Source organism: Streptosporangium sp. NPDC001681, from assembly GCF_040298085.1.
Lineage (GTDB): Bacteria > Actinomycetota > Actinomycetes > Streptosporangiales > Streptosporangiaceae > Streptosporangium.
This window is the reverse complement of the sequence record NZ_JBEOZN010000135.1, coordinates 1-25,969: the sequence shown is the minus strand read 5'-3', so window position 1 is coordinate 25,969 and position 25,969 is coordinate 1. Positions and strand designations below refer to the sequence as shown.

Below are 25,969 nucleotides of genomic sequence, written 5' to 3'. Positions count from 1 at the left end.
TCCGGCCCCGCCCCCCCCCCCGCACGCCCGGACGGCGGGCGGTGGGAGGGCCGTGCGGCGGCGCGCCGCGCCGCCGCCTTGATCCATACAAGATTAATTCGGCAATGCTCCGCGGCAGCGTGTTGTCCTGTCTCGCTTGATGGTTGACACTCTGGCCTCGCTTGATGCTTGACACCTTGATCGTCGTCTGTGCCTGCTCGTGGCGTTGCCTGCGCTTCGGGGAGGCCGGGATGGCATTGGTGGAGTTGAGTGTCGTGGAACAGCGCTATCTCACGCGGCGATGTTCTGGCTAAAGGCGCGCAGAAAGTGCGGGACCGCAATCGGTTAGCGACCATCGGGGCCGAACCGGGCGGCATCGGTGAGGTTCCCCAAAGAATCCGGCAGAGCGGTCAACTGGTTGCCGCCCAGGTTGAGCCGTTCAAGGGCGGTGAGGTTCCCCAGCCGCTCCGGCAGAGCGGTCAGTTGGTTGTCCTCCAGGTTGAGCCAGGTGAGGGCGGTGAGGTTCCCTAGCGACTTGGGCAGAGCGGTCAGTTGGTTTCGGTCCAGGTTGAGGATGGTGAGGGCGGTGAGGTTCCCCAGCCGCTCCGGCAGAGCGGTCAGTTGGTTGTCCTCCAGGTTGAGCCAGGTGAGGGCGGTGAGGTTCCCTAGCGACTTGGGCAGAGCGGTCAGTTGGTTTCGGTCCAGGGCGAGGATGGTGAGGGCGGTGAGGTTCCCCAGCCACTCCGGCAGAGTGGCCAGTTGGTTGTCGCCCAGGTTGAGAGATCTGAGGTTGGTGAGGTTTCCCAGCGACTCGGGCAGAGCGGTCAGTTGGTTGTCGCCCAGGTTGAGAGATCTGAGGTTGGTGAGGTTTCCCAGCGACTCGGGCAGAGCGGTCAGTTGGTTGCCGCGCAGGTCGAGCCATCTGAGGGCGGTGAGCTGGGCGAGTGACTCGGGCACCGTGCTCAGCCAGAGACCGGACAGGTCGAGGCGGGTCGATCCGTACGCCAAGCACTCGATGATCCGTGTGACGGCGATCGCTTGGCCTGCCTCGGACTCCATCATGATCTCTCTTCTCCTTGTCGCTCACGCGCCTGGCTCGCCCCTGCGCCGTACCGGTCTCCGCCCCCTCCTCAGCCGCTTCGGGCACGAGGGTCGACGACGACGCTAGAGACCGGCACTGGAGAACGACTTGTAAGTCATGGGACGGCCCGGCCGCAGGTGGCCGTCATTGATGAGAACCGCCTGCCGTTGCGGCCGTCTCGCGGGACCACTCCGGGCTCCTCGCGCCACCCCGAGTGGAGGGCCACCAAGCGGAGAAGATCGTCCTAGGCCGTGTCAAGCATCATCCGATGCCATTGCGTCAAGTAGCAAGCGAGTCACGACAGTGTTTCCTGTCTCGCTTGCTGCTTGACACCTTGATCCTCTTCTGTGCCTGATCGTGGCGTTGTCGGCGCCTCGGGGGAGCTCAGATGGCATTGGTAGAGCTGAGCATCGTGGAACAGCGGTATCACGCGGTCAGGGAAGTCCTGACTGGAGCGCGGGTCACCGACGTGGCAGGCCGGTACGGGGTCTCACGTCAGTCGGTGCACACCTGGGTGCGCCGGTATCGAGAAGGCGGCTGGGCGCGCTGGCCGACCGCTCACACCGAGTCAAAGCCCGCAGATAAGGGGGCCGCCATCAGCCGCCATGATTGTGTCGATGACGAGTAGCAGTGTCTATCGGTCAGTTTGAACAGCGCTCCGGGCGAGTGAGCACCAGGAATGTCGGCCGGAAGGGACAGCACTATGCGCCTCCATGCTGGCGGTCCAAATCACGGACGTAGATCGTTGTTGGATCGCTACAGGTGCCCCTCCCATCGTTGAGAAGGGTGCCCCTAGAGTGGCTGGGGTGATCACTAAGTATTCGTTTCTTCTGACGACCGTCTTAGCTGGATCGCTGCTGGTGCCGAGTCCTGCCCTGGCTGGGCAGTCGTCTGCTCCGAGGTCTCCCGATCCGCTCAAGGCGGCCCTCCTCTCGCCGGAGGATCTCGGGAGCGAGTTCACCCGTCGCGGATACCGCACCAGTGGTCTGCTGAGCCCCACCTTCGCCCGCGTCAAGGAATGTGGCACAGCCGTCAAGAGCATCGCTGCGGTTTATCGGGCCGAGGCCGCGACAGGGTTGAAGCACAAGGACCGCTGGGAGGGGATCAGCGAATACATCGTGAGCGGCACCGCCAGCGAGATCTCCGCCTTGGAACGCGCGGCCAAGGCCATGGTCCGCCATTGCCGCAAGATCACGGTCAAGACGGACGGCTCTAAAGACATCATCCGCAAGCTGTCGATCGGTCGGCTCGGTGACGGCGTGTATGGAATCAAGTTCCGCAGCGGGTTCCCCGACAGCAATCTGGAGCGGGACGCCGAGCTGGCGGCGAGCATGATGGTCGCGATCGACGTTGTGATCATTCGGGTGGGGAACACCATGATCGCGTTGGAGCATGACGGCAATGTCGGTGAGTTCGACCCCTCGCTCACCAAGTCCGCCGCCCAGGCAGCTGTGACACGACTCCATCAGGCTCTGCAGGACAACTAAGATCATTCGCCATCCGGGCGCCCGGCCGGCGGAGCGTCCCTACACGTCACCGTTCACGACGAGTACGAGACCCTCAAGGTCGTGGTCCGGACCGCCACGCAGGAAATGTCCCGGATCAAGGCCAAAGCGCATACTGGGAAGAGAAGATCGTCTAAGCCGTGTCAAGCACCAAGTGAGATCGGACATCTTCTTGATGAGTGGGCGGTCTACTCTCTCCCTCTCCCGAGCTACGGAGACGACCGATGACCTTGCATATGTTGGTGAACGTGCTCCCATGGGTCGCCCTTCTGCTCGGTTGCGCACTCGGTGCGCATGGCCTGTACATGTTGAGGACCGATCGGTTGCCGAGCTGGTATCGTCGGCGCGATCAACGCTCGGCGCGGCCGTCTGCTTGGTCGTTCCTGCTGATAGCTGCCTTCATCGTCATGATCAACCTGCCTCGGGCCATGGGTTGGGCTTCATCGCTGGTGGTCGCCTTTAACGCACTCGCCTTCGTGCCCTTGACGTGGTACACGGTGCTCGCTGTGAAACAAGATCGCCAGCGATGAGCGGTGGTCCGTCGTCAATGGGATGAAGGTCGTCGATGTTCGCATGTACGTCGGGGTTGAACCGCGCCGGGATTGCTGGAGGCTTTGATGTTCCCCGGCTTTCGTGGAGTCGATCTGGTTCGTCGCACCCCGCCCAGCGTCGGTATCCGCCGGAGTTGGAAGAGCGGGCGGTTCGGATGGTGCAGGAGGCCGCTGAGCAGGCCGGGGAGTCGTTCGGCGTCATCACTCGCGTTACCCGGCAGTTGGGCATCGGGTCGGAGTCACTGCGCAACCGGGTCGGGCAGGCCGAGATCGACGGCGGTCAGCTGGGCGCGATGTCCGTGGACGCTCGCTGAGTTTCGCCGTCGTTCGTCCCTTTGGCCGTACTCGTGGCTATACGGCCAGGCCTCTTGGCCGCCACCTTGGAGGATCTCAGCGCGCACCTCCCTAACCTGCCGCATGTGCCGGGAAAGACCGACAGGAGCAAAGATTCAGCACAGGTCCTTAATTCCTGGCCAGGAGTGACAGGACGCCTGGGACTCGAACCCGGAACCTACGGATTAAAAGATCGATCTTGCGCTGTTCCGGACAGTTCAATGCAGGTCAGTGGGTGTGGGCGGTCCATCCTGAACCGCTTGGAACGTCCTGGGGCTGCAACGGGAAATGCAACGGGTAGCTCATCCTCGATCAGTCCGGGCAGTCAATGGATCCGACGATGGGCGCCGCCGCGTAGTGAGTCGGTGTGAAGGTGACCCCGGTGGCCCGTGCGGCCAGGGCGATGGCGAGAGCGGTGGAGACCCGTGTGTCGGTGAACTCCTCCCCGTCCAACGGCATGCCCAGATCCCGCATATGGGCCAGCAGACGGTCCGGATCGCTGCCGTTCCGCTCGCTGGGAAAGAACGGCTCGAACCGTGTGGTCACCACTTCGTCGACCGAGTAGACGAAGTGCTCGTCCATGGTGATGCCGGTGATGAGCCTCGCCGTCTGCGTCTCATGGGAGAGCGCCTCCGGGAGATCCTGGCAGTGGTAGTCGATCAGGACCGCTCCTCCGTCTGCCGCGTAGGCGGCGATGCCCCATTCTCGGGAGATGTCACCGGGGGTGGCGCCTATCCGGTGTAGTGCCTCCTCAGGGGACAGGCCCCGCACGAACATCACTCCGATCAGGTCGCTGTCCTTCTCGTACTCCTCGATGAACCAGGCGTAATCCGTCGGTGTTGCGCAGCTCACCGGCGCTCCCCTTTTTCTGTTGGCCGACCAAAGTGGTCCTTGGCCTTGCAGGATTCACCTGTGATCATCGGATTATAAGTGGACGGCGCTTATTGGCTTTCGTGGCGCCCTGGCCGGTGCTTTGGGTGCTGCCCCGGTCCCGTCCAGAGCTGGTCGCTCACCAACGTGTGAAAGGGGCTCAACCTGTGTGGGCGCGTTCCCGTCCGGCCGTTCGGAGCGCCGGCACCAGCCTCAGCCAAGAGATCTCGAAGATCCTGGAACGAAGAAGGCATCCAACCCCGCGACCGTGTCGGGGAACGCGCCCACACCGTCATTAGGAACGAAGCCGCAGACCGTCGATTGCCCTCGACCCCGTACGGAGATCAGCCTGCATCAGGCGATCATGAGGGTGGCACTGGCTTCGGCGCCGCATCACCGGCTTGAAGGCAGCGCCTGTCGTGGGATCGACGATGGACAGCGTGGGCCAGGGCGGGCAGGCTGATCACACGGCGATGAGGGAGAGATCATGAATTTCGGCGCCACGGGCGTGAGCGTGCTCTTTATGCTGCTTGGCGCTCTCATACAGTTCCTGGTCATCTACTTCGCCGTACGCCTGGCTCTGAAGCATGACCGTGAACGTTCCGAGCGTGGTTGGCCGCAGAGGTAGCCCCCTCGGAGAGCGGAGTGGCCGGCGCCGATGCGAAGCACCCCAAAGAGGCCGTGAACGGTCGGGGCCGGTGGCCGTAGCGCTACCGCAGACTCCAGCGGCCCGGGGTGCTCCAGGGTGCGGGGCGGGAAACAGATGAACCTCGCCCGGAGTGCTCGCCGGCCCGGAGGCGCCCAGCTGGGAGGCGGATCCGGTCTCCTCGCCGACGTCTCGTCAGCTGCTCACCTCTGGGCGGCGATCCCGCCGCTATATCGAGTTTGACTTATATAAGGGGAAACTGAAATAGTCTTCGCGTGCGCACGCCGACGTTCCTGGCGATCCGGTCCGGAGCCGGGGCCGCTGACGAGCAGGCCGTTCCCATCGCCAGGAACATCATCACCTTTAACGCACCTCGCTAGGAGTCCACCCGATGTCACAAAAAATCACTACTTTCTTGATGTTCGAGGGCGCGGCAGAAGAAGCGGTGACGTTCTACATGTCGCTGTTCGACGACGCGGAGATCCTGGCCATTGCCCGCTACGGCCCCGAGGGGCCCGGCGCGGAGGGCAGTGTGCAGCACGCCACGTTCACGCTGGCGGGACAGGAGTACATGGCCATCGACAGCTACGTGTCGCACGCGTTCACCTTCACCCCGTCGGTCTCGCTGTACGTGCAGTGCGAGTCGGAGGCGGAGATCGAGCGCCTGTACGCGGCGCTGTCGGAGAACGGCGAGCCGCTGATGCCGCTCGGCTCCTACGGCTTCAGCAAGCGCTTCGGCTGGACCAACGACCGCTTCGGCGTCTCCTGGCAGCTGAACCTCGCCTGATTCCTCCACCCGGCTCGCCATGGCGGATCCCGCGTGCCCGTGACGCGGGATCCGCCACGGCTTCGGCGGCGGGTTCCTCGCTGCACAGCCGCCGCATCTCCGGACAGCTCTCCAGCGGCTCGCCGAGCGGGCTGCGGCCGGTGACGTGGCCGGTGCGCGGCCCCGGTCGAGCACGATGACCTGGTCGTCCCTTTTCGTCTCCTTGATCGATCGACCGTCTTCAGCAGGACGGCAGACGGCCTCCAGGAGAACGATCGATTTGTTGGGCGGCCTGGCAGTGCCCGAGCCCGGGCCGGCTCGCGGTCAGCGGGAACGCCGGCGGGGTGGCAGGCGCGGCACCACGAGCCGGGGGCGGGCCGCCGGGTTGGGGGTGTGCGGCGGCTGCAGGACCAGGCGCTCCAGGGCGACCTCGATCGCCCGGTCCAGCTGGGTGTCCACACCAGCCGCGTAGTCCTGCGGAGTGATGTCGACCTCGATGTCGGGATCGGTGCCGTAGTTCTCCACCCGCCAGCCCACGTCGTCGAAGGCGAAGGAGAACTCCGGCTGGGTGGTGACCGTCCCGTCGGCCAGGTGATGCCGGGGCCAGATGCCGATCACCCCGCCCCAGGTGCGCTTGCCGATCAGCGGGCCCAGGCCGAGCAGCTTGAAGGTGTGACTGAAGATGTCGCCGTCGGAGCCCGCCCACTCGTTGGCGATCGCCACCATCGGGCCGCGCGGTGACTCCTCGGGGTAGGGCTCGGGCACGCCCCAGCGGGGGAAGTTGTAACCCCGGCGGCGCCGGGCCAGCTTCTCCAGCAGCAGCGCCGACACGTGGCCGCCGCGGTTGAAGCGGACGTCCACCACGAGCGCCTCTCGGTCGTACTCGGTCAGGAAGCCGCGGTGGAACTCGGCGTAGCCCTCCGGGCCCATGTCGGGGATGTGCAGGTAGCCGATCCGGCCGTCGCTGAGCTCGTGGCAGCGGGCTCGGTTGGCCTCCACCCAGTCGCGGTAGCGGCCCGGCTGCTCGTCGTCGACGGCCTTGACGGTGACGGTCCGCCTTTCGTCCCCGCGCTGGATGGTGAGCTGGACCTCCTGATCGGCCTGGTTGACCAGCAGCTCGTCGGGGCTGACCTCGGCGCCGACGGGCTGGCCGTTGACGGCCAGCACCACGTCACCCGGCTGTACGTCCACTCCGAGACGGTTGAGCGGCGAGGTCGCCTCGGGGTCCCACCGGTCACCACCGACGATCTTCGCGATCCGGTGGACGCCGTCCTCGAAGGCCCAGTCGACGCCCAGCTTGCCCTGCCGGTAGTGCGGCCGGGGCCGGTAGGCGCCGCCGCTCTCGTAGGCGTGCGAGGTGCCCAGCTCGCCGAGGAGCTCCCACAGCAGGTCGGAGAACTCCCCTCGGGTGGTGACCCGGTCGACCAGCGGCAGGTAGCGCAGGTAGACGCCGTCCCAGTCGAGCCCGGCCATGTCCTCGGTCCAGAAGTTCTCCCGCTGCAGCCGCCAGGCCTCCCTGAACATCTGCCGCCACTCGGCCTCGGGGCGGATGGACACCTTGACCCGGGACAGGTCCACCCATCCGCTCGTCCGGCCCGGTGTCTCGTCGCTCTCAGGCTCCTCGCCCGCCTTGACCACCCGCAGCCGCCTGCCCGCCTGGTAGAGCAACGTGCTCTGGTCACGGCCGAGCCGGAACTCCGACACGTCCCCGACCATGGTCTCCTGCTTCTGCTTGGCGAAGTCGTAGACGTGCAGGGTGCCTTCGGAGGATTCGGCGTAGTCGTCACCGAGGCTGCCCTCGACGGGGAAGGTCAGGTAGACGGCCTTGCCCTTGATGCCGGCGATGCCCTCGTAGCGGCCCTCGGGGACGGGAAAGCCGACGATCCGGTTCTCGATGCCGTCGAGATCGATGACCACCTCGGGCACCTCCTCGTCCTCGTTCTCGTCGTCGTCGTCGCCGTCGTCGTCCGTGAGAGGCCGGGGCTTGGGGACGAAGGGAGACGTGACGTCGGTGCGGAGCGCGATCGCGTAGGGACGGGAGCCCAGCGGGAAGCCCAGATCGAAGTGGAGTTCGTCGTAGACGGGATTGAAGACACGCCGGCCGATGAAGTAGAGGTAGTCGCCGCCCGGGTCAAAGGCGGGATGGGTGTCCCGCAGCACCGGCCGGGTGGCGAAGAAGGTCTCGCCTGTTTCGACCTGGCACAGTTTCACCGCCGTCGTCTGCGCGGTGTCCCGGCAGGCGTACGCGAGCCAGCGGCCGTCGGGTGACCAGGCCAGGTCCTCGATCGCGCCGAACACGCTGGAGTCGACGGTCCTGCCCCGTGCCGGACTCTTTTTCCGCCTGGAGGTTCTGGGGGACTTCTCCGGTGTGAGGTCGATCAGGATCAGCTCGTTACGGTGGTTGGCCACCGCGAGCAGGTCGGCCGTGGGGGAGACCTCCAGCGCGGTGGCGCGGCCGACCTCGAGGTGGTCGAGCCTGACGGGGTCGGCGGAGCCGTCGGCGGTGAGCACCACCAGCACCTCGCGGTCGCCTTCGTCGCTGGCCGCCGCCACGAGCCGCTCACCGTCGTTGAGCCAGTTCAGCAGCCGGTAGCGCACCCCGTACAGCTCCCCGTGCTGGCGTACCGGACCCTCCCAGGCGGCGAAGGAGAACGCCTTGCCCCGGGTGGTGATGGCCAGGCCACTGCCGTCGGGGCTGAGCGTGGCGCTGTCCAGGAAGTTCTCGGCCGAGGCGAAGCGGCGGTTGAGCTGGGTACGCGAGCTGCGCAGCCGTACCTCGATGGGGCGCGACTCGCCGTCCTCCACCAGATAGAGTTCGGCCCCGGCGTGGTAGACCAGCCGGTGGCCGTCGCCCGACAGGTTGCGGGCGTAGTAGTCGGCGTGGTCGGAGTGCCTGCGCAGGTCGCCGCCGTTCGCGTCGCAGGAGTAGACGTTGCCCACGCCCTCGTGGTCGGAGATGAAGTAGACCCGGTCCCCGACCCAGCAGGGCGAGGCGAGATTGCCGGGGAGCGCGGTGAGCCGCCGGAACCGCCCGTCGTCGCCGGTCTCGATCCACAGATCGCCCACGGTGCCGCCTCGGTAGCGCTTCCACCGGGCGGGGTCGGCGGTGTTGCGGCCGAGCACGATCCGCGGGCCGTAGGAGATGGTGTTGGCCGGGCCGTACGGCAGGAGCTCGGGCATCCCATCCGGTTCCACCCGGTGCAGCCGGTTGCGGCCGTCGAAGGGCTGGCCCTGGTCGCTGGCGTAGACGATGCCGCCGCCGGGATCCCAGCCGGTGACGCTGGACCGGGCACCGTGGTAGGTCACCCGCCGGGCCGCGCCACCGTCGGCGGGCATCACGTAGACCTCTTCGGGCCCCTCCTCGCGGCCGACGAAGGCGAGCCGGTCGCCACCGGGGGAGAAACGCGGGTATCCCGCCTCGGCCACCCCGGCGGTCAGCCGGAAGGCCCGCCCGCCGCCGGCGGTGACCATCCACAGGTCGTCCTCGGCGGCGAAGACCACCATGTTGCCGAAGATCGTCGGAAAACGAAGGTAGGCGGGCATCGTGTCACTCCATGATCGGGCGACCGGGTTTCATGCCGGTCGCCCGATCATGATTTCACGTCCTCGGTGGCTAGGAGGCTCGTCCACCCGGGTGGGCGGGCCCCGTCTCGGGCAACCTGGTCTCGGGCTGTCCGGCCTCTTTCTTCGCCTGTTTGGCGGAGCGTGTCGCTTTTATGGCGGCCTTCTTGCTCTTACCCGAGCTCTTCGCCGCCTTGTTCTTACTGTCCTTGGTGTTCTTGGTGTCCGTCATCGTTTCCCCCGTTGTGCTTGATGGACGACGCCCTTGATTAGGCACTCAGAGGGGTTTAATACCCTTTACGGGCATCAACCACCCACAATCTGTGCGGTTACGGATGCGGTGCGTGGTCGAGGGGGGTGTCGGTCGACGCGTCGAATCATGTGCGGTCCTCGCCGCCGGGGGCTCCGGCGAGGGCGCTCGTCCTCGTAACCGCCGCGCCGGTGTCGTACGCGCCGGGCTCGTCGTAGCGGACGGCGGCGGCCAGGAGTGTGAGGTCGCCTTCGAGGTTGTCCGGTATGAGCGTGCCACCGGCATTCCGCCAGGCCGACCTGACGCTCTGCTGACGTCGTGCGGGAGGAGTTGTTCCCGGGGCGGCCGATGGCGGTGATCCGGGCCGCGGGAATGTCGAGATCGCGGAGAAGGCTGGGAATCGCCCGACACCTGAGCCGCGGCCCTTCCGGCCCCGGGGGAGGGCATGATCGCGTGCTTGGATTGCGCCTGCGAAAAGAAGAGGTAAATCGCAGCCCTCAGAACGGATAATGATCTTCACGATTGGGCAGAACGTCGGCACATGGCTTGCGTTCCGGGGAGGTGATGCATGGCCTGGTCACAAGACGAGGAGCGCATGCTGCTGCAGATCGAGCGCCATCTCGTCGATGAGGATCCGCGGCTAGCCGCGCGGCTGGAGTCGTTCAACGAGCGTGTCCAGCGCAAGGAGGGTGGCGGTGGCCGCAAACGCGGCGCCAAGAAGGGCCGGGGGCGTTCTGCCAGGCGCCTGCGCCGTTCGACGGTCATCATCATGTTCAGCTGGCTGCTGATCGCGACGCTGATCGCCACGCTTCTCATCATGGTTCTGCGCCACGAGGCGGCCGCCGCGTTCCCGCTGTGACAACAGCCGTCGCCGGCGGCCCCCTCTGTGGGCCTCCGTGACCGTCGCCGCGATCGCGGCCGTCCGTCAGCCGAGGGCGCGCAGGAAGTCGGCGGCCACCGGGGCGGCGACCGCCCCGCCGCCGGAGCCCTCCTCGACGATCACCGCGAAGGCCAGGTCGCCGCGGAAGCCGATGAACCAGGCATGGGTCTTCAGGTCGCCCTGCGCGCCGTACTCGGCGGTCCCGGTCTTGCCCCGGGTGCCCTGGGGCAGGCCCGCGTCCTTGGCCGTTCCCTTGGTGACCACCGCGGACATCATCTGGTGCATGCCGGACATGACGGCCTCGGGGAGCACCTGAGGCTCCGCCTTCTGCTTGATCGAGGGGACCAGGGTCGGCGGGCGCCAGGTGCCGTCGGCCAGCGCGGCGGCCACCGAGGCCATCATCAGCGGGCTGGCGGTGATCCGGCCCTGCCCGAAGGACTCCGCGGCCAGCTCCGCGTCGCTCTGGGCCCTGGGGAAGCTGCCCTTGGTGGCCGGGACGCCGATGCTGAGCTGCTTGTTGAAACCGAACAGCTCCGCGGTGCTCAGCAGCTTGTCGGCGCCCAGCCGCTCCTTGGCCAGGGGGGCGAAGGTGGTGTTGCAGGAGTGGGCGAAGGAGTCGGACAGCGACACCGAACCGTAGGCGGCGTGGTGGGAGTTACGGATCGGCAGGCCGCCTACCTTGACGTCCTTGGGGCAGGTGACCCGATCGCCCGGGTTCATCCCCTCGGCCAGCAGCCCCACGGCGGTGATCGCCTTGAAGGTCGAGCCGGGGGGATAGTTGCCGTCCAGTGCCCGGTTGAAGCCGCCCTTGTTGTTCACCACCGAGAGGATCTCGCCTGTCGAGGGTTTGATCGCGACCAGTGCGGTGGTCTTCTTCAGGTCGCGGACCGCCTCGACCGCGGCTCGCTGGACCCGCATGTCCAAGCTGGTCTCCAGGTTCTCGCCGGCCTCGCCCTCGATCTTGCCGAGCGTCTTGACGGTCTTCTTGTCCGCGCCGACGAGTTCGACCTCGGTGTCGGGGGTGCCGGCCAGGCGCTTCTGGAAGGTGCTCTGCAACCCGCTCGCGCCGACCGCGTCGCCGACCTTGTAGGGGACCCCCAGTTTCGCGACGCTCTTCGCCGTGGCCTTCTCCAGGTAGCCGACGAGCTGCTGCACCGAGCCGCCCACGTCGGCGCCGTCGATGCGGGCACCGTCGGCGGAGGTGATCGCGGCACGCTCCGGCCACTTCGTTCTCAGCGCGAAGGCGGTGGTCGCGGTCAGGTCGGGGTGGACGGCACTGGGCGACCACCTGACCCGCCAGTGCCGGTCGACGACCGCCAGGTCGACGCTGCCGGAGTAACTCCACTCACCGACGTCCTTCAGCTTCAGCGTCGCGGTGTAGGAGGCCTGGCCGGTGCCGTCCCCGGTCTCGCGCACCCCGTCGAGCCGTACGACGGTGTTCTCCACGGCCAGGGCCTTGCGCATGTTGTCGTACGTCGTGGCGAACGCCGGGTCCGGCGCTCCCAGCTCGGCGCGCATGCCCGCCAGGTCGCCGCTCTGCCAGGCGCCGACGAATCGCTGTGCGGTCTCCTCGGGCGTGCCCCTGGTGTGCAGGTACCACCAGGCGCCGCCGCCGGCGGCCCCCGCCACCAGCACGACGGCCGCCGATGTGATCGCGATAGTTCTACCTCGTGCCACGTGATCCCCCCAGCTCTCGGTGCCCCAGCGCCGCAGCCTAGCGTGACCTGCGCGAAATATTCCGATAAATGATCATTTGCCCTGTGTACGGCTGGGCGCGTAGCTCGTCACGTACTCCTGCCCGGACAGCTCCTGGATCGCGGCCATGATCTCGTCGGTCACCCTGCGCCGGTCGCGCGCGCTCGTCTCGGAACCGGTGAAGGTCATCGGCTTGCCGATGCGGACGCTCACCCGGCCCGGCCTGGGCCTCGCGGCACCGATCGGCAGCACCTTGTCGGTGCCCCCCATCGCCACCGGGACCACCGGCGCGCCGGTGGCCAGGGCCAGCCAGGAGACGCCGACCTTGCCCCGGTAGAGGCGGCCGTCGGGAGAGCGGGTGCCCTCGGGGTAGATGCCGAACAGCTCGCCGTCGCCGAGCACCTTCGCCGCCGCGTCGAGCATGTCCTGGGCCGAGGTGGGGCTCTGCCGGTCGATGCTGATCTGGCCGGTGGCGCGCATCCACATCGCGGTGACGGGGTTACCGGTGAAGTACTCGGCCTTGGCGACGAAGCGTACCTGGCGCTTGAGCACCAGCGGCAGGAAGGTCGAGTCGAGGATCGACAGATGGTTGGAGGCCATGATGGCCGGACCCGTGATGGGAACGTGCTCATGCCCGGTGACCGTGGTCGGCCAGAGCAGATGCAGGATCGGAGCGCTGACGGTCTTGGTCAGGCGATAGAGCACGGACTCTCCTCATGAGACGGGTTCACCACACTAGGTGGTGGCCCGACGGCCGACGGTTGTACGCACCCGCACAAGCGGAGCCGCCGGGTTTGTGGCCCTCCTCCAACAGCGTGGCTCTTTTCCGGGGCGAGCCCGACGAAATCCTCCGGCCGGGCCCGATGAAAAAGAAGCGTCCCGCGAGCCTGGGGGGCCCACGGGACGCGATGTTTTGGTGCCGATGTGGCGGTCGCCTCCTCGGCGAGAGGCACAACACGGCTCCAGCCGAACGGTATTCCGTGAAGGCGGTAATTTGCGGCCCGGGGGACACAAACCACATCGGCACGATCACTCTAACGGACGTCCGCCGGTGGTTATTCCGCTTCTCCCGTCACCGGCGTGTCAGCCATGGCCGGCGGCCTCCGGTCACTCGCAGCTCACGGTGGGAATCGGACTCCGCCGCCCTCGCCGCGCGAGGAGGAGATTCAAGACTTCTGGTGACCGGCCGCTGGGACCGCCGGCGCGGCGCCGCGGGGGAGGCTCAGCGGCCGGCCAGCCGGGCCTCCGCACGGGCCCATGGCTCCTCGCCCCCTTCGGGAAGGTAGGTGACCAACCGCTCGCTCTGCCGCACCAGGGCGCGGATATCGGAGACCACCCCTTGGGCGCGGGCCTGGACCAGGGCGTTGCCGAGGGCGGCGGCCTCCACCGGCCCGGCGACCACGGGCAGGCCGGTCGCGTCGGCGGTCATCCGGCAGAGCAGCGCGTTGCGGGCACCGCCGCCGACCACGTGCACGACCTCCACCTCCTGGCCGCTGAGGCGTACAGCGTCGCGGAGCGTGCGCCGGTAGGCCAGGGCCAGGCTCTCCAGCACGCACCGTACGGTTTGCGCCCGTCCCTGCGGGGGCCGCTGGCCGGTCCGCTCGCAGTAGGTCGCGATTCGGGCCGGCATGTCGCCGGGGGGCATGAAGACCGGGTCGTCGGGGTCGACCACCGCCTGGAACGGGACGGCCTGCGCGGCGGCGTCGAGCAGGCCGGCCACATCGGTCTCGCCCCAGGTGCGCATGCACTCCTGCAGGATCCACAGGCCCATCACGTTGCGCAGGTACCGGACGGTGCCGTCGAGGCCGCCCTCGTTGGTGAAGTTGGCCAGCCGGCTCTCCTCGGTCAGGACGGGCCTGGGGAGTTCGAGCCCGACCAGCGACCAGGTACCGGAGGAGATGTAGGCGAACCGCTCGGTGCTCGCGGGCACCGCCGCCACCGCAGAGGCGGTGTCGTGTGAGGCGACCGCGGTGACCGGGGTGGAACCCGGCAGCCCGGTCTCCGCGGCCACCTCGGCCAGGAGCGTCCCGGCGGGCGCTCCGGGGTGCCGCAGCTCCGGCAGGAGCCCGGCCGGCAGGCCCAGTCGCTCCGCCAGCCCTCGGGCCCAGTCGCCGGTCCGCACGTCGTACAGGCCGGTGGTGGAGGCGTTGGTGACCTCCGCGCCGACGGAACCGGTCAGCCAGCGGGTCAGCAGGTCCGGGATCATCAGCAGCGTCTCCGCGCGGTCGAGGCCCGGCTCGGCGAGCAGCTGGTAGACGGTGTTGAACGGCAGGAACTGCAAGCCGCCGACCTGGTAGAGCGTGTCGGCTCCCAGATCGGCGACGACTCGCTCCATGATCCCGTTGGTCCGCCGGTCGCGGTAGTGCACCGGGTTGCCGATGAGCCGGCCCGTGCCGTCGAGCAGCCCGTAGTCGACGGCCCAGGAGTCGACGCCGATCGAGTCGACCGGCCCGGCCTCGCGAAGCCCGTCGAGCACCCCTTGATAGAGGGCGAGGATGTCCCAGTGCAGGGTGCCGTCGACCCGGACCGGACGGTTGGCGAAGCGGTGCGCCTCGGTCAGGCTGATCCGCTCGCCCTCGATCCGCGCCGTCATCACCCGGCCGCTGGAGGCTCCCAGGTCGACCGCCGCGTAAACGCTCATCTGTCACTCACCACTCGTGGTCAGGTGGCCGCCGCCGTTCCGTCCGCCGCTCAGCCGGTGGACTCGCGGGCGACCAGTTCGGGCTGGAACATGATCTGCCGGTGGGCGTGCTCGCCGGGGTTGCCGCACTCGTCCAGCAGCAGTTCGGTGGCGATCCGCCCGAGTTCGTAGGTGGGCTGACGGATCGAGCTCAGCGACACCGCCGAGGCCACCGCGAAGTCGATGTCGTCGTAGCCGATCAGGGCCACGTCGCCGGGCACGCCGACCCCGGCCTGGTGCAGGCCGCGCAGCACACCGAGGGCGAGCATGTCGTTGGCGCAGAAGATCGCCTCGGGCAGCCGCCCGGAGCGGACCAGCCGCTCCGCCGCCTCCTGGCCCGCCCGCGCGGTCATCGCGGGCATCTCCACCGTCTCCAGCGCGGTCGCCGGGGCGAGACCCGCGGCGGCGAGAGCCAGCTCCGCGCCCCGTCTGCGGTCCGCGCACTGCCGGATGGCCAGCGGGCCGGTGATGTGGTGGATGCTCCGCGCGCCGCGCTCCAGCAGGTGGCGGGTGGCCAGCCGGCCGCCCGCCACGTCGTCGACGCTCACCGAGCACAGGTCGGGCCGGTACGCCGGATGGTCGACCAGCACCACGCTGATGCCGTGCTCGCGCAACCCGTCGAGCCGCCGGGGATCGTCGTCCGACGGCGTGATCAGCACGCCGCGTACCCGATGTTCGGCGAACACGCGCAGGTTGTGCTCCTCCTTGGTGCGGGAACCTCCCGAGTTGCCGAGGATCACCGCGTAGCCGAGCTCGCTGGCGACGTCCTCGGCGCCCGCGGCGACGTCGGTGAAGAACGGGTTGCCGATGTCCATGAGCGACAGCCCGATGGTCCGGCTGTGCCCGGCGCGCAGCGTCGAGGCGGAGCCGTGCCGGACGAAGCCGAGCTCGCGGATCGCGCGCCTGACGCGCTCCCGGGTCTCGGGGGCGACCCGCTCCGGCCGGTTGAGCACGTTGGACACCGTGCCGGGGGAGACCCCGGCGACCCGAGCGACCTCCTTGATGCCGACGCCGCTCACCTGCTGTCCCCCCTTGACCCGGCATAGATTAAAACGTGTTACGCGATGTCGGCAAGACCCTACTCAAAGATGGCGACGGGCCCACCATCCCCCTGCCTGCGTAGTTGTCGTAACGCGTTGGAAACGAGACCTTCACCACCCATTGACAATGTCTGACGCTGCGGTTTAGCGTCCGGTCAGTCTTCTAAAACGTTTTTAGAGCAGGGAAGGGGTGTGGCGCGGTGACCGCACCGGGCGAAGGGGAGGCGCCACTCGGGCCGTCCCCCGGCGGGGCCCCTCCGGTCCTGGCACTGGCCGGGGTCAGCAAGGCGTTCGGCGCCGTGCAGGCGTTGCGCGAGGTCTCTCTGAACCTTTACGCCGGAGAGGCGCACGCGCTCGCCGGGGAGAACGGTGCGGGGAAGTCCACTCTGGTGAAGACCCTGGCCGGGGTGCACCGTCCGGACACCGGGCAGGTCCTGCTGGACGGCGAGCCGGTGGAATTCGGCAGTCCCGCCGACGCCCAGCAGGCGGGCGTGGCCGTGATCTACCAGGAACCCACGATGTTCCCAGACCTGTCGGTCGCCGAGAACATCTTCATCGGCCGGCAGCCCAAGGCCGCGCTCCGCCGCATCGACCGCAGGGCCATGCACGGCCGGGCCGCCGAGCTGTTCAAACGGCTCGGCGTGGCGCTCGACCCCGAGCAGCCGGCCCGCGGCCTGTCCATCGCCGACCAGCAGCTCGTGGAGATCGCCAAGGCGCTCTCCCGGGACGCCCGGGTGCTGATCATGGACGAACCCACCGCGGCGCTGTCCGGCAACGAGGTGACCCGGCTGTTCAACGTGGTCAAGGCGCTGCGCGAGCAGGGGTGCGCGGTGCTGTTCATCTCGCACCGCCTGGACGAGATCTTCGAGCTCTGCCAGCGGGTCACCACGCTGCGCGACGGCGGCTGGATCGCCAGCGAACCCGTCGCGGGCCTGACCCATGACGACCTGATCCGCCGTATGGTCGGCCGCGACCTCGACAACCTTTATCCCAAGCAGGAGACCGAGGTCGGCGAGGTCGCCCTCAAGGTCGGCCGGCTCACCCGTGAGGGCGTGTTCACCGACGTCTCCTTCGAGGTGCGGCGGGGTGAGATCGTGGCACTGGCGGGGCTGGTCGGTGCCGGACGCAGCGAGGTCGCCCGGGCCATCTTCGGAGTGGACCGCTGGGACGCCGGGACCGTGGAGGTCAACGGAGAGCGGCTGCCGCCCGCGTCCCCGACCGCCGCGATGTCCGCGGGCCTGGCCCTGGTCCCCGAGGACAGGCGTCAGCAGGGGCTGGTGATGGACCACTCGATCGAGCGCAACATCGGCATCACCGGCCTGAAGGCGCTGCGCCGTGGCCCGGTGATTTCCCGGGCCGCCGAGCGGGACCGCGCCCGCGACTGGGCCATCCGGCTCCAGCTCAAGTTCAACCGGCTGTCGGACGCGGTGAACGTGCTCTCCGGCGGCAACCAGCAGAAGGTCGTGCTGGGCAAGTGGTTGTCCACCAAGCCCGACGTGCTCATCATCGACGAGCCCACCCGGGGCATCGACGTGGGCACCAAGGCCGAGGTACACCGCCTGCTGTCCCAGCTGGCCGCCGACGGGCTCGCCGTGCTGATGATCTCCTCCGACCTGCCCGAGGTGCTGGGCATGGCCGACCGGGTGCTCGTCATGCAGGAGGGGCGGCTCGTCGCCGAGATCCCGCGGGAGCGGGCCACCGAGGAGAGCGTGATGACCGCAGCGACCGGAGGGACCTCGTGATCGACAGGAACGAGGGCGCCGGAAAGCACGGTGCCCGGGTCATGCGGCGGACGGAGGAGGCCCCATGAGCGCCGTCACCGCCGGGCGGAGCACCCGGAACCTGGTGGACCTGGTCTTCCGGGCCCGCGAGCTGAGCATCGTGGCGGCACTGGCCGTCCTGGTCATCGTGACCGTGGGCGTCAACGGCAACTTCCTGTCCGAGCAGGGCGTCAAGGACATCTTCCTCAACGCCTCCATCCTGGTGCTGCTCGCCGTGGGCCAGTCCGTCGTGGTCATCACCCGCAACATCGACCTGTCCGTCGGCTCGGTCGTCGGCCTGGTGGCCTTTACCGTCGGAGACTTCCTCGCCGCCGACCACAGCAGGGGCATCGTCTTCGCGGTGGTCCTGGGCGTCGGGCTCGGCGCGCTCTGCGGACTGGTCAACGGCCTGCTGGTCAGTGTCGGCCGAGTCCCGGCCCTGGTGGTGACGCTCGGCACGCTGTACGTGATCCAGGGCGTCGACCACTACATCGCCCACGGCAGGCAGATCAACGCCGTCGACCTTCCTCCGGCACTGCTGTCGCTGGGCAACGGCACGGTGTTCGGCATCCCGTACCTGCCGATGATCGCCGTCCTGGTGATGCTGGCCGTCGGCTACTACCTGCGCTCCTACGCCTCGGGCCGGGACTTCTACGCCATCGGCTCCAGCCCGGAGGCGGCGGCACTGGCCGGTGTGTCCGTGCGGCGCCGCGTCATGGCGGCCTATCTCTTCAGCGGTGCGCTCGCCGGCCTGGCCGGGGTGCTCTGGCTCTCCCGGTTCGGCACCGTCGTCGCCGACGCCGCCAACGGCTGGGAACTCCAGGTGGTCAGCGCCGTCGTGGTCGGCGGCGTGGCGATCACCGGCGGTGTCGGCACCGTATACGGCGCGGCCCTCGGCGCGCTGCTGCTCACCACGATCACCAGCGCGCTGGTGGTGCTCAAGGTCAGCCCGTTCTGGCAGCAGGCCATCACCGGCGCGTTGCTGCTTCTGGCGATCAGCGTCGACCGGCTGCTCGCCCTGCGGGTCGCGAGGGTACTGCGGAGGAGGAACTTCCGAAATGGCTCCTGACGTGAAGTCCGCCACCGGCGCCGCGGACACGGCCGCTCCGCTCCTCGCCGGGCTGCCGGACCGTGGCTCGCCAGGCCGCTTCCTCCGCTGGGACGTGCTGGTCGGCCTGCTCCTGGTGCTCGTCTTCATCGGCGGCTCGGTGGGATCGCCCGGCTTCGCCGGCGTCGACAACCTGTCCTTCGCCCTTGGCGACCTCGGTGAGATCGCGTTGATCGCACTGGCGATGACCATGCTGGTCGTCGCCGCCGAGGTGGACCTGTCGGTGGCCTCCGTGCTCGGCCTGTCGAGCGCGCTGGTCGGCACCCTGTGGGACGCCGGCTGGGCGATCGAGACGATCATCCCGCTGGTGGTCGTGGTCGGGGCGGTATGCGGCCTTGTCAACGGCCTGCTGGTGACCAGGCTGGGACTGCCGTCACTGGCGGTGACGATCGGCACGCTGGCGCTCTACCGGGGCCTGGCCTACGTGGTGCTCGGGGACCGGGCCATCGCCGAGTTCCCGCAGCAGTACGTCTCCCTCGCCGTGGAGGATGTTCCCGGCACCCCGATCCCCTACCCGGTGGCGCTGTTCGTCCTGCTGGCGATCATCACCGGCGTCGTGCTGCACGCCACCGGATTCGGCCGCTCGCTGTTCGCCATCGGCGCCCAGGAGGAGGCCGCGCTGTTCGCCGGCATCCGGGTCAAGCGCATCAAGCTCATCCTGTTCGTGCTCTCCGGCACGGTCGCCGCCTTCGCCGGAGTGGTCTTCACCCTCCGCTACGGCAGCGCCCGCGCCGACAACGGCATGGGCCTGGAGCTGGCCGTCATCGCGGCCGTCCTGCTGGGCGGCGTCGACTTCGACGGCGGCAAGGGCACCCTCGGCGGGGTGATCGCCGGAGTGCTGCTCATCGGCCTTCTCCGCAACCTGCTCATGCTCAACGACGTGTCGACGGAGATCCAGTCGATCGTCACCGGACTTCTCCTGATCATCTCGGTGATCACCCCGCGTCTCGTTGCCGTCATAGGGCAACGCCGGCGCCGCCCGTCACCTGTCCCATCGCCCACACCCCCCGCATCCTGAGGAAGCGCTTATGTTCACTGTTTCGCGAAGGTCCGCCTCGACCGCGGTCATGGCCGGTCTGCTCTCGCTCGGGCTCGCCGCCTGCGGCGGCACCACCAAGGACTCGGCCGGTTCGGCGGCCCCGGCATCCTCGGCCCCGGCCAAGGCCGATCCGAACGCGCCGATCAAGGAAGGGCTGAAGATCGCGTTCCTGCCCAAGCAGATCAACAACCCCTACGAGACGATCGTCGACAAGGCGGGCATCGAGGCGGCCGCGGAGTTCAAGGGACAGGCCAAGGAGGTCGGGCCCTCCGACGCCTCGGCCTCCTCCCAGGTGTCCTACATCAACACGCTGACCCAGCAGGGCCACGACGCGATCCTGATCGCGGCCAACGACGCCAACGCGGTGTGCGGCCCGCTCCAGCAGGCCCGCGACAAGGGGGTGAAGATCGTCTCCTACGACTCCGACGCCTCCAAGGACTGTCGTGACCTCTTCATCAACCAGGCCAACTCCGAGGAGATCGGACGCAGCCAGGTGAAACTGCTGTCGGAGATGATCGGCGGCAAGGGCGAGGTGGCGATCTTGTCGGCGACGGCGAACGCGACCAACCAGAACACCTGGATCGAGTTCATGAAGGACGAACTGGGCAAGCCCGAGTACGCGGAGATGAAACTGGTCAAGGTCGCCTACGGCGACGACGACGACCAGAAGTCCTTCCAGGAGACCCAGGGACTGCTGCAGGCCTACCCCGACCTGAAGGGCATCATCTCCCCGACCACGGTCGGTATCTCCGCCGCCGCCCGCTACATCTCCGGTTCCAAGTACAAGGGCGAGGTCGTGCTGACCGGTCTGGGCACCCCGAACCAGATGCGCCAGTTCGTCAAGGACGGCACGGTGCAGAAGTTCGCGCTGTGGAACCCCAAGGACCTGGGCTACCTGGCCTCCTACGCCGCCGCGGCGCTGGCCTCCGGGCAGATCACCGGCGCCGAGGGGGAGGTGCTCAAGGCGGGCAGGCTCGGCGAGCGGACCATCGGCAAGGACGGGGAGATCATCTTGGGCCCGCCCTTCGTCTTCGACAAGGCCAACATCGACCAGTTCGACTTCTGACCGACACCACCGGCACGGCCCGCCCGACCCGCGCGCCGTGCCCCGGTGGGACCGGCCGGCGTGCGCGCCGGAACGGTCGGACCGCGTACCCCCACTGGATCAGGAAGATAGGAGGAGGGGCTGTCACGGCCCCGGAGCTTCGATGAGCGACATCAAGGCCGCCCTGCTGGCGCAGGCCATCGAGACCCCGTCATGGGCGTACGGCAACAGCGGTACCCGGTTCAAGGTGTTCGCCCAGCGAGGGGTGCCCCGGGATCCGTACGAGAAGCTCGCGGACGCCGCCCAGGTGCACGCCTTCACGGGCGCCGCGCCGAGTGTGGCGCTGCACATCCCCTGGGACAAGGTCGACGACTACGCCGACCTCGCGGCGCACGCGTCGAACCTGGGAGTACGGATCGGCGCGATCAACTCCAACGTCTTCCAGGACGACGACTACATGCTGGGCAGCGTGACGAGCCCGGACGCGCGGGTGCGGCGCAAGGCGACCGACCACCTGCTGGAATGCGTCGACGTCATGGACGCCACCGGTTCGGACACGCTGAAGCTGTGGTTCTCCGACGGCACCAACTACCCCGGCCAGGACGACATCCGTTCCCGGCAGGACCGGCTGGCCGAGTCGCTGGCCGAGGTCTACGACCGGCTGGGCGAGCACCAGCGCTTCCTGCTGGAGTACAAGCTGTTCGAGCCGGCCTTCTACACCACCGACGTGCCCGACTGGGGCACCGCCTACGCTCACTGCGTCAAGCTCGGCCCCAAGGCTCAGGTGGTGGTCGACACCGGGCACCACGCGCCGGGCACCAACATCGAGTTCATCGTGGCGTTCCTGCTGCGCGAGGGCAAGCTGGGCGGGTTCGACTTCAACTCCCGCTTCTACGCCGACGACGACCTGATGGCGGGGGCCGCCGACCCGTTCCAGCTCTTCCGTATCATGTTCGAGGTGATTCGCGGTGGCGGATACACCGAGGACGTGGCGTTCATGCTGGACCAGTGCCACAACATCGAGCCGAAGATCGCCGGGCAGATCCGGTCGGTGATGAACGTGCAGGAGGCCACGGCCAAGGCGCTGCTGGTGGACCGGGCGGCGCTGGCGGCGGCGCAGTCCGCCGGTGACGTGCTGGGGGCCAACGGGGTGTTCATGGACGCCTACAACACCGATGTGCGTCCGCTCCTGGCGGAGGTGCGCGCCGAGCGGGGGCTGGACCCCGACCCGATGGCCGCCTACGCGCGCTCGGGGTACTTCGAGAAGATCGCCGCCGAGCGCGTCGGCGGTGCCCAGGCCGGCTGGGGCGCCTGAGACCCGCGCCTCGCATGCTGAGAACACGGTTCATTCGTTGGGGGATATTTCATGAGAACGCCGGTTGAGAAACTGCTGCAGCGGTCACGCGCGCTCGGTGCGGACCCGCGCAACACCAACTTCGCGGGCGGCAACACCTCGGCCAAGGGCGTGGCCGTCGACCCGGTGACCGGCTCCGACGTGGAGCTGATGTGGGTCAAGGGGTCCGGGGGAGACCTCGGCACGCTGGCCGAGACGGGCCTGGCCGTACTGCGGCTGGACCGGCTGCACGCCCTGAGCGGTGTCTACCCGGGGGTCGAGCGCGAGGACGAGATGGTCGCCGCGTTCGACTTCTGCGCCTTCGGCAAGGGCGGCGCGGCGCCGTCGATCGACACCGCGATGCACGGCCTGGTGGACGCGGCGCATGTGGACCACCTGCACCCGGACGCGGGCATCGCGATCGCCACCGCCGCCGACGGTGAGGCGCTGACGGCACGGATCTTCGGCGACCGGGTGGTCTGGGTGCCGTGGCGGCGCCCCGGCTTCCAGCTCGGCCTCGACATCGCCGCGATCAAGAGGGACAACCCGCAGGCCGTGGGCTGCATCCTCGGCGGCCACGGCATCACCGCCTGGGGCGACACCTCCGAGGAGTGCGAGGCCAACTCGCTGTGGATCATCCGGACCGCCGAGGCCCACATCGCCGAACACGGCGCGGCCGAGCCGTTCGGCCCGGTCAGGCCCGGCTACCAGCCGCTTCCCGAGGAGGCCCGGCGTGAGCGGGCCGCCGCGCTCTTCCCGGTGATCCGCGGCCTGGCCTCCACCGACGTGGCGCAGGTCGGCCACTACACCGCGACCGACGAGGTGCTGGACTTCCTGTCCCGCGAGCGTCACCCCGAACTGGCCGCGCTGGGCACCTCCTGTCCCGACCACTTCCTGCGCACCAAGGTGGCCCCGCTGGTGCTCGACCTGCCCGCCGGCGCGCCGCTCGACGACGCCGTCACCCGGCTGCGCGAGCTGCACGCCGCCTACCGCGAGGAGTACGCGGCCTACTACGACCGGCACGCCACCGCCGACTCGCCCGCCATGCGCGGCGCGGATCCGGCGATCGTGCTGGTGCCGGGGGTGGGCATGTTCTCCTTCGGCCGGGACAGGCAGACCGCCCGGGTGGCCGGGGAGTTCTACGTCAACGCGATCAACGTGATGCGCGGCGCCGAGGCGCTGTCGCGCTACGCCCCGATCGAGGAGAGCGAGAAGTTCCGGATCGAGTACTGGGAGCTGGAGGAGGCCAAGCTGCGCCGGATGCCGGCGCCGAAGCCGCTGGCCACCAGGGTCGCGCTGGTCACCGGGGGCGGCTCGGGCATCGGCGCGGCCACCGCCCGCAGGCTGGCCGCCGAGGGCGCGTGCGTGGTGGTGGCCGATCGCGACCTGGACGCCGCGGAGAAGGTCGCCGCCGAGCTCGGCGCCGGGGCCTACCGGGCCGAGGACGTGGCGACCGCCGTGCGGGTGGACGTCACCGACGAGGCACAGGTGATCGCCGCGCTCCAGGCGGCGGTGCTGGCGTTCGGCGGGGTGGACCTGGTGGTCAACAACGCCGGCCTGTCGCTGTCGCGCTCGCTGCTGGAGACCAGCGTCGCCGACTGGGACCTGCAGCACGACGTGATGGCCCGTGGCTCGTTCCTGGTCTCGCGGGAGAGCGCCCGGGTGATGGTCGACCAGGGCATGGGCGGGGAGATCGTCTACATCTCCTCCAAGAACGCGGTGTTCGCCGGGCCGAACAACGTGGCCTACGGGGCGGCCAAGGCCGACCAGGCACACCAGGTACGGCTGCTGGCGGCCGAGCTGGGCCAGTACGGGATCAGGGTCAACGGCATCAACCCCGACGGGGTGGTGCGCGGCTCCGGCATCTTCGCCTCGGGCTGGGGGGCCAACCGGGCGGCGGTGTACGGGGTTCAGGAGGAGAAGCTGGGCGAGTACTACGCGCAGCGCACCCTGCTCAAGCGCGAGGTGCTGCCCGAGCACATCGCCGCCGCGGTCTTCCAGCTGACCCAGCTCACCCAGACCACCGGCCTGCACATCCCGGTGGACGCCGGCGTCGCCGCCGCCTTCCTGCGCTGACCCCGCTTCCCGTGGCAATCCCCGGTGAGAGGAGAACGTCTTGACCACGGTCCTGGATCGGATCGCCCCGCCCCGCACGAAGGTGGGACTGGTCGCCGGTGGGCTGGGAGCCTACTGGCCGCAGTTCCCCGACCTGCTCCCGCAGCTCCGGCGCTCCTCCGAGCGCGTCTCGGCGCGGATGCGGGAGCTGGGCTGCGACGTCGTCGACGTCGGCTTCATCTCCGACGCCCAGGAGGGTGCGGTCGCGGCGGAGAGGCTGCGCGAGGCCGGCTGTGACATCATCGTGGGCTTCCTGACCACGTACATGACCGCGACGATGCTCCTGCCGGTCGCGCAGCGCAGCGGCGCGCCGGTACTGCTGATCAATCTCCAGCCCAGCGAGTCGATGGACCACGCGACCTTCGACACCGGCCAGTGGCTCGCCTACTGCGGGGCGTGCCCGCTGCCGGAGATGGCCAACACCTTCATCCGCGCGGGCATCCCCTTCCGGTCGGTGTCGGGGTACCTGGAGGACGAGCGGGCCTGGGCCAAGATCGGCCGATGGGTGCGGGCCGCCGGTGTGCGCGCCGCGCTGCGCCGGGGCCGCCACGGGCTGATGGGGCACCTGTACCCCGGCATGCTCGACGTGGCCACCGACCTGACCCTGGTGCCGGTGAACCTCGGCGGGCACGTGGAGGTGCTGGAGTTCGACGACCTGCGGGTGCGGGTGGAGAAGGTCACCGACGCCGAGGTCAAGGAGCGTACCGGTCTGGCACGGGAGGTCTTCGAGCTGGCCGACACGGTCAACGACGAGGACTTCGCCTGGGCCGCGCGGGTCTCGGTCGGGCTGGACCGGCTGGTGGAGGACTTCGCCCTCGACAGCCTGGCCTACTACCACCGGGGCCTGGACGGGGAGATCCACGAGCGGCTGGGCGCGGGCATGATCCTGGGCTCGTCCCTGCTGACCGCGCGGGGCATCCCCACGGCCGGCGAGTACGAGCTGCGTACCTCGCTCGCCATGCTGGTCATGGACCGGATCGGGGCAGGCGGTTCGTTCACCGAACTGCAGGCGCTGGACTTCGCGCGCGGTCATGTGGAGATGGGTCACGACGGCCCCGCCCACCTGGCGATCAGCGCGCGCCGGCCGCTGCTGCGCGGGCTGGGCGTCTACCACGGCAAGCGCGGGTGGGGCGTTTCGGTGGAGTTCGACGTGGCGCACGGTCCGGTGACCACGCTCGGCCTGCTGCAGCGGCGCGACGGGACGTTCGCCTTCGTGGTCTCCGAGGGCGTCACGGTGGAGGGCCCGCTGCTGCGGATCGGCAACACCACCTCGCGGGTGGACTTCGGCTGCGACCCGGGGGAGTGGACCGACGCGTGGAGCGCCACGGGCATCTCCCATCACTGGGCGCTGGGCACCGGCCACCGGCTGGCCGAGCTGCGCGCGGTCGCCGACCTGCTCGGCATCGAGGTCGTCCACGTCCAGCCCTGAGGCGCGGCCCCGCCGGCCGGCTCTCCCGAGGGAATGACCGCTCCGCCGGGCGACGGCGCGGCCCGCGGCTTCGGGGAAAGCGCCCCGCGCAGGGGTGAACCACCCGCCACCCATCCGACGCCGCCCCCGGCCCCCTACGGCTCGGGGTCCATCCGCCCATGCCCGAGAACACCTCCGCGACGGTCTACACCGTCGGCTCCGGGACCTGGGCCTTCCGGGCCGTCCCGCCGCCGGGCGGCGGCTGGAGCGGGACCTGCGAACCGCCCTGGACGACGGTCTCGACGCGTTCGTCACGGCCTTCGC

General features: G+C 68.9%; 21 protein-coding genes and 1 pseudogene. 13 read left to right on the top strand and 9 right to left on the bottom strand.

What is annotated here, in order from left to right; all coding sequences use genetic code 11:
* Positions 1–324: 324 nt before the first annotated feature.
* Entirely contained in the window at positions 325–1,041 is a 717-nt protein-coding gene (locus tag ABT130_RS39235) for a leucine-rich repeat domain-containing protein (protein WP_350964373.1), read from the bottom strand.
* 422 nt (positions 1,042–1,463) lie between these two features.
* Here ABT130_RS39235 and ABT130_RS39230 point away from each other — a divergent pair.
* The 4 genes and pseudogenes from ABT130_RS39230 to ABT130_RS39215 form a co-directional block, all read left to right on the top strand.
* Positions 1,464–1,627: pseudogene (locus ABT130_RS39230) on the top strand (helix-turn-helix domain-containing protein); the annotation flags it as partial.
* 239 nt (positions 1,628–1,866) lie between these two features.
* Positions 1,867–2,547: a hypothetical protein gene (locus ABT130_RS39225; RefSeq protein WP_350964370.1), complete on the top strand. Its 681-nt coding sequence runs from the start codon at positions 1,867–1,869 to the stop codon at positions 2,545–2,547.
* Positions 2,548–2,789: 242 nt separating this feature from the next.
* Complete coding sequence (locus ABT130_RS39220) at positions 2,790–3,095, top strand: hypothetical protein (RefSeq protein ID WP_350964368.1); 306 nt, start codon at positions 2,790–2,792, stop codon at positions 3,093–3,095.
* Between the two features lie 155 nt (positions 3,096–3,250).
* On the top strand, positions 3,251–3,430 hold the full coding sequence (locus ABT130_RS39215; RefSeq protein ID WP_350964365.1) for a hypothetical protein: 180 nt from the start codon (positions 3,251–3,253) through the stop codon (positions 3,428–3,430).
* Between the two features lie 331 nt (positions 3,431–3,761).
* Here ABT130_RS39215 and ABT130_RS39210 read toward each other — a convergent pair whose 3' ends face one another.
* On the bottom strand, positions 3,762–4,301 hold the full coding sequence (locus ABT130_RS39210; RefSeq protein WP_350964363.1) for a DUF6461 domain-containing protein: 540 nt from the start codon (positions 4,299–4,301) through the stop codon (positions 3,762–3,764).
* 481 nt (positions 4,302–4,782) lie between these two features.
* Positions 4,783–4,908, bottom strand: coding sequence for a hypothetical protein (locus ABT130_RS39205; protein ID WP_350964360.1), 126 nt, complete (start codon positions 4,906–4,908; stop codon positions 4,783–4,785).
* A 448-nt stretch (positions 4,909–5,356) separates the two neighbouring features.
* On the opposite strand from ABT130_RS39205, the gene ABT130_RS39200 reads away from it, so the two are divergent.
* Positions 5,357–5,752 (top strand): VOC family protein, encoded by a 396-nt coding sequence (locus ABT130_RS39200; protein WP_350923703.1) that lies wholly within the window; start codon positions 5,357–5,359, stop codon positions 5,750–5,752.
* Between the two features lie 303 nt (positions 5,753–6,055).
* On the opposite strand, the gene ABT130_RS39195 is transcribed toward ABT130_RS39200, so the two are convergent.
* The gene (locus ABT130_RS39195) at positions 6,056–9,274 is read right to left on the bottom strand and encodes a S41 family peptidase (protein WP_350964358.1); all 3,219 of its coding nucleotides are present in this window, start codon (positions 9,272–9,274) and stop codon (positions 6,056–6,058) included.
* A gap of 70 nt (positions 9,275–9,344) precedes the next feature.
* Positions 9,345–9,524, bottom strand: a complete 180-nt coding sequence (locus ABT130_RS39190; protein WP_350923708.1) for a hypothetical protein — start codon at positions 9,522–9,524, stop codon at positions 9,345–9,347.
* Between the two features lie 586 nt (positions 9,525–10,110).
* Here ABT130_RS39190 and ABT130_RS39185 point away from each other — a divergent pair.
* The gene (locus ABT130_RS39185; RefSeq protein ID WP_350923712.1) at positions 10,111–10,401 is read left to right on the top strand and encodes a DUF3040 domain-containing protein; all 291 of its coding nucleotides are present in this window, start codon (positions 10,111–10,113) and stop codon (positions 10,399–10,401) included.
* A 66-nt stretch (positions 10,402–10,467) separates the two neighbouring features.
* Here the strand turns inward: ABT130_RS39185 and ABT130_RS39180 are convergent, their stop codons facing one another.
* From ABT130_RS39180 to ABT130_RS39165, 4 genes are all read right to left on the bottom strand, one after another.
* Positions 10,468–12,099 carry a penicillin-binding transpeptidase domain-containing protein gene (locus ABT130_RS39180; protein ID WP_350964356.1) on the bottom strand — a complete coding sequence of 544 codons (1,632 nt, stop codon included), beginning with the start codon at positions 12,097–12,099 and terminating at the stop codon, positions 10,468–10,470.
* A 72-nt stretch (positions 12,100–12,171) separates the two neighbouring features.
* Positions 12,172–12,822: a lysophospholipid acyltransferase family protein gene (locus ABT130_RS39175; RefSeq protein WP_350964353.1), complete on the bottom strand. Its 651-nt coding sequence runs from the start codon at positions 12,820–12,822 to the stop codon at positions 12,172–12,174.
* 517 nt (positions 12,823–13,339) lie between these two features.
* Positions 13,340–14,758 (bottom strand): rhamnulokinase, encoded by a 1,419-nt coding sequence (locus ABT130_RS39170; RefSeq protein ID WP_350964350.1) that lies wholly within the window; start codon positions 14,756–14,758, stop codon positions 13,340–13,342.
* 50 nt (positions 14,759–14,808) lie between these two features.
* Positions 14,809–15,816: a LacI family DNA-binding transcriptional regulator gene (locus tag ABT130_RS39165; protein WP_350923720.1), complete on the bottom strand. Its 1,008-nt coding sequence runs from the start codon at positions 15,814–15,816 to the stop codon at positions 14,809–14,811.
* A 221-nt stretch (positions 15,817–16,037) separates the two neighbouring features.
* On the opposite strand from ABT130_RS39165, the gene ABT130_RS39160 reads away from it, so the two are divergent.
* The 7 genes from ABT130_RS39160 to ABT130_RS39130 all read left to right on the top strand — a co-directional run bounded on the left by ABT130_RS39160 (position 16,038) and on the right by ABT130_RS39130 (position 25,666).
* Positions 16,038–17,579, top strand: a complete 1,542-nt coding sequence (locus ABT130_RS39160) for a sugar ABC transporter ATP-binding protein (RefSeq protein ID WP_350923722.1) — start codon at positions 16,038–16,040, stop codon at positions 17,577–17,579.
* A 64-nt stretch (positions 17,580–17,643) separates the two neighbouring features.
* Complete coding sequence (locus ABT130_RS39155; RefSeq protein ID WP_350923724.1) at positions 17,644–18,666, top strand: ABC transporter permease; 1,023 nt, start codon at positions 17,644–17,646, stop codon at positions 18,664–18,666.
* Positions 18,656–19,723, top strand: coding sequence for an ABC transporter permease (locus ABT130_RS39150; RefSeq protein WP_350964348.1), 1,068 nt, complete (start codon positions 18,656–18,658; stop codon positions 19,721–19,723). The genes ABT130_RS39155 and ABT130_RS39150 overlap by 11 nt, the downstream gene beginning before the upstream one ends.
* Before the next feature lie 10 nt (positions 19,724–19,733).
* Positions 19,734–20,810 carry a rhamnose ABC transporter substrate-binding protein gene (rhaS, locus tag ABT130_RS39145; RefSeq protein ID WP_350964346.1) on the top strand — a complete coding sequence of 359 codons (1,077 nt, stop codon included), beginning with the start codon at positions 19,734–19,736 and terminating at the stop codon, positions 20,808–20,810.
* 142 nt (positions 20,811–20,952) lie between these two features.
* Entirely contained in the window at positions 20,953–22,104 is a 1,152-nt protein-coding gene (rhaI, locus tag ABT130_RS39140) for an L-rhamnose isomerase (RefSeq protein ID WP_350964343.1), read from the top strand.
* Between the two features lie 51 nt (positions 22,105–22,155).
* Entirely contained in the window at positions 22,156–24,198 is a 2,043-nt protein-coding gene (locus ABT130_RS39135) for a bifunctional aldolase/short-chain dehydrogenase (protein WP_350964341.1), read from the top strand.
* 40 nt (positions 24,199–24,238) lie between these two features.
* Positions 24,239–25,666, top strand: a complete 1,428-nt coding sequence (locus ABT130_RS39130; protein WP_350923734.1) for an L-fucose/L-arabinose isomerase family protein — start codon at positions 24,239–24,241, stop codon at positions 25,664–25,666.
* Positions 25,667–25,969: the final 303 nt, after the last annotated feature.